The organism is Streptacidiphilus melanogenes (assembly GCF_000787835.1).
In the GTDB taxonomy this organism is placed as follows: Bacteria; Actinomycetota; Actinomycetes; order Streptomycetales; family Streptomycetaceae; genus Streptacidiphilus; species Streptacidiphilus melanogenes.
The window spans coordinates 83,953-93,239 of sequence record NZ_BBPP01000015.1 but is presented as its reverse complement, the minus strand read 5'-3'; the positions used below and the strand labels follow the sequence as shown (position 1 = coordinate 93,239).

Annotated in this window: 10 protein-coding genes; 8 read left to right on the top strand and 2 right to left on the bottom strand. The window is 73.7% G+C overall.

Going from position 1 to position 9,287, the window contains the following annotated elements; genetic code table 11:
- From TR49_RS18270 to TR49_RS18255, 4 genes are all read left to right on the top strand, one after another.
- A partial coding sequence (locus TR49_RS18270; protein ID WP_063770118.1) for an amino acid ABC transporter permease occupies positions 1-818 on the top strand: 818 nt, incomplete at its 5' end.
- Positions 815-1,564 carry an amino acid ABC transporter ATP-binding protein gene (locus tag TR49_RS18265; RefSeq protein WP_042382969.1) on the top strand — a complete coding sequence of 250 codons (750 nt, stop codon included), beginning with the start codon at positions 815-817 and terminating at the stop codon, positions 1,562-1,564. The genes TR49_RS18270 and TR49_RS18265, both read left to right, overlap by 4 nt.
- 34 nt (positions 1,565-1,598) lie before the next feature.
- Positions 1,599-2,591: a hypothetical protein gene (locus tag TR49_RS18260; RefSeq protein ID WP_152627331.1), complete on the top strand. Its 993-nt coding sequence runs from the start codon at positions 1,599-1,601 to the stop codon at positions 2,589-2,591.
- Between the two features lie 18 nt (positions 2,592-2,609).
- Positions 2,610-3,221: a 3'-5' exonuclease gene (locus tag TR49_RS18255; RefSeq protein ID WP_042382967.1), complete on the top strand. Its 612-nt coding sequence runs from the start codon at positions 2,610-2,612 to the stop codon at positions 3,219-3,221.
- A gap of 67 nt (positions 3,222-3,288) precedes the next feature.
- Here the strand turns inward: TR49_RS18255 and TR49_RS18250 are convergent, their stop codons facing one another.
- Together TR49_RS18250 and TR49_RS18245 are read right to left on the bottom strand one after the other, a co-directional pair.
- The gene (locus TR49_RS18250) at positions 3,289-4,014 is read right to left on the bottom strand and encodes a polysaccharide deacetylase family protein (RefSeq protein WP_042382966.1); all 726 of its coding nucleotides are present in this window, start codon (positions 4,012-4,014) and stop codon (positions 3,289-3,291) included.
- Positions 4,011-5,204: an MGDG synthase family glycosyltransferase gene (locus tag TR49_RS18245; RefSeq protein ID WP_052434399.1), complete on the bottom strand. Its 1,194-nt coding sequence runs from the start codon at positions 5,202-5,204 to the stop codon at positions 4,011-4,013. The genes TR49_RS18250 and TR49_RS18245 overlap by 4 nt, the downstream gene beginning before the upstream one ends.
- 371 nt (positions 5,205-5,575) lie before the next feature.
- Between TR49_RS18245 and TR49_RS18240 the strand changes: the two genes are divergently transcribed.
- The 4 genes from TR49_RS18240 (at position 5,576) to TR49_RS18225 (ending at position 9,220) form a co-directional block, all read left to right on the top strand.
- The gene (locus TR49_RS18240) at positions 5,576-6,154 is read left to right on the top strand and encodes a DUF5134 domain-containing protein (RefSeq protein ID WP_042382965.1); all 579 of its coding nucleotides are present in this window, start codon (positions 5,576-5,578) and stop codon (positions 6,152-6,154) included.
- A gap of 142 nt (positions 6,155-6,296) precedes the next feature.
- Positions 6,297-7,235 carry a M56 family metallopeptidase gene (locus tag TR49_RS18235; protein ID WP_174501584.1) on the top strand — a complete coding sequence of 313 codons (939 nt, stop codon included), beginning with the start codon at positions 6,297-6,299 and terminating at the stop codon, positions 7,233-7,235.
- A gap of 95 nt (positions 7,236-7,330) precedes the next feature.
- Positions 7,331-8,158, top strand: coding sequence for an oxidoreductase (locus TR49_RS18230; protein WP_042382964.1), 828 nt, complete (start codon positions 7,331-7,333; stop codon positions 8,156-8,158).
- A 156-nt stretch (positions 8,159-8,314) separates the two neighbouring features.
- Complete coding sequence (locus TR49_RS18225; RefSeq protein ID WP_042382963.1) at positions 8,315-9,220, top strand: DMT family transporter; 906 nt, start codon at positions 8,315-8,317, stop codon at positions 9,218-9,220.
- Positions 9,221-9,287 lie beyond the last annotated feature (67 nt).

Below are 9,287 nucleotides of genomic sequence, written 5' to 3'. Positions count from 1 at the left end.
CCCGGGGAGCCTACCGCCGTTCCCGGACCCGGCGCTCGGCGCTGATCGCCACGGCGAGCACGGCCGCCGTGGCGGCGGTGCTGTTCTTCGTCGTCACCGGCTCCCCCGGCTGGCCGGTCACCCGGAAGACGTTCTTCAGCGCGCACTACGCCGGGGAGATCGTCGGCCCGGCCCTGCGGGGTCTCGAGCTGAACCTGGAGCTGCTGCTGGTCTGCGGGGTCTCGGCCCTGGCGCTGGCTCTGCTGCTGGCCTGGCTCCGCACCCTGCGCGGACCGGTGTTCCTGCCGGTGCGGATGCTGACGGCGGCCTATGTGGACTTCTTCCGCGGCATGCCGTTGATCGTGCTGCTGCTGATCATCGTGTTCGGGGTACCCGGCCTCCAGCTGACGGGCGTCACCAACGACCCGATCATCCTGGGTGGCGCCGCCCTGACGATCAACTACTCCGCCTACATGGCCGAGGACTTCCGGGTCGGCATCGAGTCCGTGCACCCGAGTCAGCGGGCCGCCGCCCGCGCGATCGGCCTCACCCACGGTCAGACCATGCGGTTCGTGGTGCTGCCCCAGGCGATCCGCCGCGTGGTGCCCGCCCTGATCAACGATCTCGTCTCGCTCCAGAAGGACACGGGCCTCGTCTACATCGGCGGTGCCATCGACGCGGTCGCCGCCGCCCACATCCAGGCCGCAGCGAGCTTCAACTACACCTCGTACGTGGTCGTCGGCCTGATGTTCGTCCTGCTCACCGTGCCGGTCACCCGGTACGCCGACTGGCTGACCCGGCGGATGGACCGTCAGCGCACCCAGGGAGGGACCGTATGACCGCGCCCGTCCTCCGCTTCGAGTCGGTCCGCAAGGCCTTCGGCGAGCAGGTCATCCTCGACGACGTGAGCCTTTCGGTGCCCGAACACTCCGTCACCGTGCTGATCGGCGCCTCCGGTTCGGGCAAGTCCACGCTGCTGCGCTGCGCCAACCTGCTCGAGGAGATCGACGACGGCGCGATCTGGCTCGACGGCGAGGACGTCACCGACCCCCGCGTCGACGCGGACTCCGTCCGGCGCCGGATCGGCGTCGTCTTCCAGGCGTACAACCTCTTCCCGCACCTGAACGTGCTGGACAACATCACCCTCGGCCCGCGTCGGGTCCACGGCGTCCCGCGCGCCGAGGCCGAGCGGCGGGCGATGGAGCTGCTGGACCGGCTCGGGCTCGCCGCCAAGGCGAAGGAGTACCCCGACCGGCTCTCCGGCGGCCAGCAGCAGCGCGTCGCGCTGGTCCGCGCGATCGTCTCCGAGCCGCGCGTGCTGCTGCTCGACGAGATCACCGCGGCGCTGGACCCGGAGCTGGTGACCGAGGTCCTCGCCGTCGTCCGCGACCTCAAGGAGCAGGGCCGCACCATGGTGCTCGCCACCCACGAGATGGCGTTCGCGCGCGACGTCGCCGACCAGGTCTGCTTCCTGGCCGACGGTGTCATCCTTGAGCGGGGCACCTCGGCGCAGGTCTTCGGCGATCCGCAGCACGAGCGCACGCGGCGGTTCCTGAGCCGGCTCAGCGAGGCCGGTCGACTCTGACCTGTTCGGATCCGTTGGGGGGACAGTGGTCACGGTGGGGGACGTGTGGGCGCGCGGGCGCGCCTCCATGGAGCAGCGGTACCCGAAGCTGCCACGACGGCTGCCGCCGACGCTGCTGACCGTGCTGGGGGCCGTCGCCCTCGCCTGGGGCGCCGGGCGGGAGACGCCGGCCGGGGTCGTCGTCGGGATGTCCTTCCTCCCGTTGTGGGTGCTCGCCGCCGGCTGGCGCGTCTGGCGCGCGCCCGAGGACGGGCTCCCGCAGCTGATGTGCTGGCGGAGCCGACAGCGCCGGGTCTTCGGGCGCCTCGCCGTGTCGATGCTCATGGGTGCGGGCGTCTGCATGATGCTGCTCGGCTACGCGTACGAGAAGGACTGGCCCGGCGTCCAGCACACGTGGGCGCAGACAGCCTTCTGGCTGGCGGTTCTCTCCCCGGTGCCGGTGCTGCTCGACCCGCTGGTGTGGCGCGCGTGGACCCGCCCCTTCCGCGGCGCGGTGCGCTCGGCACGGGCCCTGATGCTCCTTCAGGAGCCGAACCGGTTCAGCAAGGTCTCCTCCCGCCGCCGCCCGGAGTGGGGCTTCGACCCCGACCGGGGGTTCTGCGGCCGCCCGGTCCCGGTCAGCCACGGCGAGGCGCCGCAGCGGCTGAGCAGGCCGCGCACCTGCTGGGGCAAGCGCCGGGACGGGACGCCGGTCGCCCTCTCCTGGGACGGCGGGGCGGCGCTGGTCATCGGGGCCGAGGGCGCGCCGACCACCGTGTCGATCCCCATCGACGAGGTCGCCGAGCTGGTGTGCGTGTCCGAGTCCGGCCCGCGCCAGAGCATCGACGAGGTCCTGGTCCTCGACCGCACCGGTCGCCGCCTGGCCAGCCTGCGTCGCGGCACCCTCGGCATCACGGACCTCTCGCGTCTCGCCGCGGACGCGGGCGTGCCCTTCGCCGACTACGAGCTGGGCTACGCCGAGGGCGCGAGCATCCTCACCTGGCGCCTGTTCCCGCGGGCGAAAAACCATCAGCGCATCGCCGGCTGAGCGGCTACCGTCCCCCGCATGGACGAGGGCCCGAAGCTGCTGAACGTCGTCGACGTCGAGGCGACCTGCTGGGACGGCGAGCCGCCGCCCGGCGAGGTCAACGAGATCATCGAGATCGGCCTCACCGTCGTCGACCTCGTCCGCGGCGAGCGGCTGGCCAAGCACCGCCTGCTGGTGCGACCGGAGCGGTCGCGGGTGAGCGCGTTCTGCACGGAGCTCACCGGGCTGACGCAGGAGGAGGTCGACGGCGGGCTCTCCTTCGCGGAGGCGTGCCGGTGGCTGGCCAAGGAGCAGGCGGCCGGTGCGCGGCCGTGGGCGAGCTGGGGCGACTACGACCGTCACCAGTTCACCCGCCAGTGCGGGGCGACGGGCGTCGCCTGTCCGTTCGGCTCACGCCACACCAACGCGAAGGCGGTCTTCACCGAGGCCAACGGACTGCGCAAACGCCCGGGCATGGCCCAGGCCCTGACCCTCGCCGGGCTCCCCCTGGAAGGTCGCCACCACTCCGGCGCGGACGACTCCTGGAACATCGCCGCGCTGATCCTCACGGACGGGATGCTTCACCGAGTCCGCTCCGTTGCACCCCCTCCGGGGCGCGAGGAACTGCGCGACAAGCCACCCACCGGGTAGAGCTCCGAACGCCCAGGGCCCTCCGCACAGGGTGGTTGCTCGCGCCCACGCGGCGGAGCCGCACAGGTCAGATCCCGTGCTCGCCGACCGGGCCGACGGACCAGCCCTGCTCCTCGCAGTGGTCCAGCAGGCGCGGCAGCGCCGCGAGGGTGGCGGTCCAGGAGGCGGGGGCCGAGGTGCAGTCCGAGTCGTGGAGGAGGATCGTGCCGCCACCGCGCAGGTTGCGGGTCACCGTCTGGTAGACGGACGTGCCCGTCGCGCCCGCGCGCCAGTCCGCGCCCCAGGAGGTCCACAGGATCGGCGTCATGCCGAGGCTGCGGGCGCTGGTCAGCGCGGCCGTGGTGGCGATGCCGTACGGGGGGCGGTACCAGCGGGGGGCGACGCCCGTCGCCTCCACCACGAGATCGCGGGCGCGGGTGAGGTCGTCGCGGGTGGCGCGCGGCGTGCGGACCACCATCGGACGGTGCAGGTAGCCGTGGACGGCGATCTCGTGGCCGGCGGCGACGATCTCCTTGCCCAGGCCAGGGTCGCGCTCCAGCATGAAACCGAGCAGGAAGAAGGTGGCCTTGACCTCGCGCTTCTCCAGCAGCCGCAGGAAGCGCGGGGTGGAGATCGGGTCGGGGCCGTCGTCGAAGCTCAGCGCGATGTGGTTCTCGGCGCCCTGGCCGCCGTACTGCGGGAAGAGCTTGGTGCGCAGCGGCTCCAACGGCTGGATCGAGGTGAGCGCCGGGGCGGCGTGGGCCAGGGCCAGGCCGCCCGCGATCCCAGCGGCCGTCTTGACGACGCGGTTCATCGCGCGTTCTCCATCTCCATCGAGTCCATCGCCGGGCCCAGCGGGAGCACCACGGCGGGCGCCGACTCGACCATGTGGCCGAGACCCGCGCTCTCCAGCAGCAGGGCCACCGGGTCGACGCCCCAGGGGGCGGGGACCGCGGACGCGGAGCGCACGGCCCGGTCCAGCAGCGGGGCCAGCTCGGCGTGGCTGCGCGCCCAGGGGGCGACGCCGGCCTTGTCGAGCGCGGCCGCGTTGGTCAGGCCGTGGCCGGGGATGGAGCGGTAGGTGACCACGGGGATGCCGGAGGCGACGGCCTCCAGCACGGTGATGCCACCCGCATTCTGGACCAGCACGTCGGCCGCGTGCATCAGGCTCGGCATGTCGTCCACCCAGCCGAGCGCGGTGACCCCTGCGGCCTCCAGGCGCTTGCGCAGCGCCTCGTTGCGGCCGCAGACGACGACGCAGGTGAAGCGGGGGTCCGCCGCCTCGACGTCGGCGACGGTGTGCTCCAGCTCGCCCGCGCCCCAGGAGCCGCCGACGAGCAGGGCGATCTTCGCGTCGTGCGGCAGGCCCCAGCGCTGCCGCGCGGCGGCGCGGGACGCCTTGCTGACCGGGCGGAACCGGCGGTCGACCAGCGGCGTGACCACGTGCACGTCGTGGCAGTCGGCCGCCTCGGCCTGCTCGGCGGGGACGGTGTGCACGGCCACGTGCGAGTCCACGTGCGGGGAGGCCCACAGACGGTGCACCGAGAAGTCGGTCAGGTAGGTGTGCACCCGCTGGCTCACCTTGCCGCTCTTGCGCAGCCGGCCGAGGACCTGGCTGGCGAGCGGGTAGGTGGAGACGACGATCGCGGTGTCGTCCTTCACGGCCCGCCGCATGGCCCGGCCGGCGAGCCAGGTGAACAGGGCAGCCTGGCCGCTCATCATCCGGGGGTTGTCGAGGCCGCCGTAGAGCAGCTTCCAGGTCCACGGGGCCCGCTCGAGCATGGTGTGGTAGGTGCCCACGAAGATCTTGCCGCTGCCGCCGGGCAGCAGGTCGAGGAAGTCGTGCCGGTCGACGTCGAGCCCGGCCTCCAGGAGGCGGACCTCCAGCTCCTTGGCCACCGCGTCGTGCCCCGCTCCGACGCTCGCCGAGACGATCACGGCACGCGGGGTGCCGCGCCCGGGTGCGGTGCGGCGCTGCAGCGGAAGTCGGATCAGTCGGCCCATGGTGTCGGCGGTCCCCGTCGTTTCGGTGGCGCGTCGACGCGGCGTCGGCCCCGATGGTGGCGGCGGCGCTGCGGCGACACAAGCGGACGGTTCCACGCTATTGACCGCAACCGCGCCGGGAGAGCGCCCGCAGGATGAACTACCGACCCCTCATCCGTAGTCGCGTCGGGTACGCGCAAGCCTCACGTACTCCAAATGGAGTATGCGGCGTCTCGGGGTCGGTCCTGGGAAGGAGGCGAGCCGCACCGAACGTCCGCTTCTGCGCCTTTGCGCCCCCGGAGCGCCCTGTCCCGCGCCGGTGACACGGCGTCACAGTGACGGGCGTCGGTACTGCCGCGAGCTGGAGCGCGACGGAGAGAGCGGGGGCGCGGATGGGCGGTGCTCAGGTGATCGCGTGGCTGCTGGTGCTGCTCTGCGGAGGCGCCGGGTCCTACTGCGCCGTCCGGCTCTGCGTACGGCACGCCGCACCGCCCGCGCACCGCGCGGCGGACGCCACCGAGGCCGTGATGGGCCTGGGCATGGCGGTGATGGCGGCCGGTCTGACGACCCCTACGGGTGTGGGGGTGGCCGTCTACGGGTCGGCGGCGCTCGCCTCGCTCGTGCTCGGCGCGCTCGCGACGGGGCACCGCGCGCACCACCTCTACCACCTGGTCGGGCACGGCGCGATGGTCTACATGACGGTCGTGACGGCCGCAGCGCCGCACGGGATGGCGCGCATGGGCGGCATGGACGGGATGGGCGGGACGCCCGTACGCGGCATCCCGCTGCTGACCGGAGTGCTGCTGCTGGCGTGCGTCGCCGTGTCCGTGACGGCCGGGTTGCGGCTGATCGCGCCGGCGGCCGGACCGGCTCTCGGAGCCACGCGGCCGCTCTGGCGCGCGCCGGCGCTGCCGGACGCCTGCCGGATCGTCATGGGCCTCTCGATGGCCGTCATGCTGGCTCTGATGTGACCTGGTCGGCGGGCCTTTCGGCCGTCGAATCGTGTCCTGCGTCACTGCTGCCGCAAAGCGATTCCGCTGTGCCCGGCAAGGGCATAGGTTGAGGCCGCACGCACTCTGCGTGCGTCCCGTCCTGCCTTGAGGAGCCGCAGCGGTGGGAGCCTTGCCCGGACTCGTCGCGCTCGGCGCGGTGCTGGCCCTGCTCGGCCCGCGCGCACTGGCGCGCGCCCGATGGACGGTCCGGGAGCCCGTGGTCGCCCTGTGGGCGTGGCAGTGCACAGTCGTCGCCGTCCTGCTGTGCTGCGGCTGCGCGCTGGTCCTCGCGGTCGCGGCCGCCTGGCCCGACGTCAGGTCGCTGGTCTTCGCGGGCGCTCCGGCAGGTGTCGAGGCGGCGTACGGCTTCCCCTCGGCCCGCCCGTGGGCGGTCGCGGCGGCGTTCGTCTTCGCCCTCGGCGCCGTCCGTACGGTGCTGGCGCTGGCCTACGAACTCGCCGGCGCCCGCGCGGTCCGCCGCCGCCAGCGCCGACAGCTGGCCCGGCAGGCGCCGGACCTCCATCCCGAGCTGCGGCCGAGGACCGGCACCGAGCCGTCCGAGCAGCTGGTGGTGCTGGAGAGCGCGGAGCCGCGCGCCTGGGCGCTGCCCGGCCCGGTGCCGCGCATGGTCGTCACGACGGGTGCGCTGCAGCGTCTCAGCGACCGCGAGCTCGCCGCGCTGCTCGCGCACGAGCGCGGGCACGTCCGCGCCCGCCACCACTGGCTGCTGAGCGCGGCGGAGGCGCTGGCCGCGGGCTTCCCCGCGGTGCGGCTCTTCGCCCAGTTCCTCGACGAGGTGGGCCGGCTGGTCGAGCTCGCGGCGGACGACTCCGCGGCACGTCGGCACGGCCGGCTGGCGACGGCGATCGCCCTGGTCGAGCTGAACCCGGAGAGCACCTGCACGCACCCGCTGGCGCAGATACCCACCCGCGTCGACCGGCTGCTGGCGAGCGCGCCCCGGCTGGCCGTCTGGCAGCGGCTCGCGCTGACCCTGGCCGCGCTGGCGCTGCCGCTGGCCCCCGTCCTGCTGTCGCTGACCCCGGGCCTGACGGCCCTGTAGGCACGCGGTCGGCCTCGTTCCCCGTGTTCCCGTCACGCCCACGCTCTCGTTCGGGCACGATCGACGACGAGTCGTCGGATGCGTGAGGAGTCGGGATGGACAGGGTGTGGCTGATCACCGGGGCCAACAGCGGGTTCGGGCGTGCCTTCACCGAGGCGGCGGTCGGCGCGGGTGACACCGTCGTGGCCACGGCGCGGCGTCCGGAGGCGCTGGCGGACCTGGTCGCCGCGCACCCCGACCGGGTGGAGGCGCTGCGGTTGGACGTCACCGAGCGTGGCGCCGGGGCGTCCGTCGTGGACGAGGTGGCGGCCCGTCACGGCCGGATCGACGTGCTGGTCAACAATGCCGGCCGCACCCATGTGGGCGCGGCCGAGGAGACCACGGACGAGGAGCTGCGCGATCTGTTCGACCTGCACTTCTTCGGCCCGGCTGAGCTGGTCCGAGCCGTGCTCCCGCACATGCGCGCCCGGCGCTCCGGCGCGATCGTCCAGCTGAGCAGCATGGGCGGCCAGATCTCCTTCGCCGGATTCTCCGCGTACAGCGCGACCAAGTTCGCCCTGGAGGGCTTCTCCGAGGCGCTGGCGGCCGAGGTGGGGCCGCTGGGCATCAAGGTCCTCGTCGTCGAGCCGGGCGCGTTCCGCACGGGCCTGCTGGGCAACGCGAGCATGAGCGCCGAGCTCGACGACTACCGCGCGACGGCGGGCGCCACTCGGGCCATGGTCGACGGCGGCTCCGGCACCCAGCCGGGTGATCCCGCGAAGGCAGCTGCCGCCGTCCTCGCCGCCCTGGCCGCTGCGCGGACACCCCTGCACCTCCCCCTCGGTGACGACGCGGTGGACGCCGTCACGGCCCACCTGGACTCCGTCCGCGCGGAGCTCGCCGCCTGGGAGAAGACCGCGCGGGCGACGGCCTTCGAGGGCTAGCGACAGCCGGGACGCAAGGGGAGGACGCGGCGCGCCCGCGCGCTGCACCCTCCCCGTTCGCCTTCGGCGTCTCCGAGGCCATTCCCAGCAACGCGCGCTACGCTTCGAGCGAGGGGCCACTGCTGACGGCTCGTGACTCTCTGTGGGGGCTTCCCCGTGACGGTGTTTCTTCTCGGCGTAGGCGCGGCCTGTCTGCTCGGGCTGGGGTTCGTCCTGCAGCAGCATGCGGCCCAGCGCGCGCCGCGCGAGCAGCTGCTGTCGTACCGGCTGCTGCTCGGGCTGATGCGGTCACGCGAATGGCTGCTCGGGATCGCCCTGATGATCTGCGGCCAGGTACTCAGCGCGCTGGCGCTCAACGCCGGTCGGATCTCCCTGGTCGAGCCGCTGCTGGCGACGAACCTGCTGTTCGCGATGGCCCTCGCCCGGCGGATCACCCGGCAGACCCTCGGCGCATCGGGCTGGGGCGGCGTGCTGCTGCTCGCGGCGGGGGTGACGGTGTTCATCCTCAGCGGCGCGCCCACCGGCGGCGGGACGGAGAAGGGCGCGCTGAGACACTGGCTGGTCTTCGGGATCGTCGCGGGGCTGGCCCTGCTCCTGGTGTCCCTCGCCAAGCGCCTGCCCCTGGTCCGGGAGGCGACCCTGCTCGCCCTCGCCGCCGGCCTGCTCTACGGCCTCCAGGACGCGCTGACGCGCACCGCGGGCCTGCGCCTGGACAACGGCGGCGTCGTGTTCCTGCTGCGCAGCTGGCAGCCGTACGCGGTGCTGCTGATCGGCGTCGTCGGGTTGATCCTCGTGCAGAGCGCGTTCGAGTCCGCCCCGCTGAAGATGTCCCTGCCGGCGCTGACGGCCGCCCAGCCGCTGGCGGGCATCGCCTGTGGCGTCGGCTTCCTGGGCGACCGCCTCGTCCTCACCCCGGCAGCGCTGGCGGGCGAGGCCTTCGGCCTGGCCTGCATCGTCCTCGGGGTCGTCGTCATCGGCCGCCATCCCGCCCTCCCGGACGCCTGCCTGGAGGCGATGCGCCGACAGGCGGCCGAGGAGCGGGAGATGACCGGCACGAGGTGACGGGCACGGCCTGACCGGCCAGGTGCGACCCCGGCCGAGCGGCGGGCCGCCCGACGGAGCGGCCGCC

What these genes read in the sequence shown, in the direction of transcription:
- TR49_RS18230 (WP_042382964.1), top strand. Translation starts at nt 7,331, where the DNA reads ATGGACAGGGTGTGGCTGATCACCGGGGCCAACAGCGGGTTCGGGCGT.
- TR49_RS18240 (WP_042382965.1), top strand. Translation starts at nt 5,576, where the DNA reads ATGGGCGGTGCTCAGGTGATCGCGTGGCTGCTGGTGCTGCTCTGCGGA.
- TR49_RS18250 (WP_042382966.1), bottom strand. Translation starts at nt 4,014, where the DNA reads ATGAACCGCGTCGTCAAGACGGCCGCTGGGATCGCGGGCGGCCTGGCC.
- TR49_RS18265 (WP_042382969.1), top strand. Translation starts at nt 815, where the DNA reads ATGACCGCGCCCGTCCTCCGCTTCGAGTCGGTCCGCAAGGCCTTCGGC.
- TR49_RS18245 (WP_052434399.1), bottom strand. Translation starts at nt 5,204, where the DNA reads ATGGGCCGACTGATCCGACTTCCGCTGCAGCGCCGCACCGCACCCGGG.
- TR49_RS18255 (WP_042382967.1), top strand. Translation starts at nt 2,610, where the DNA reads ATGGACGAGGGCCCGAAGCTGCTGAACGTCGTCGACGTCGAGGCGACC.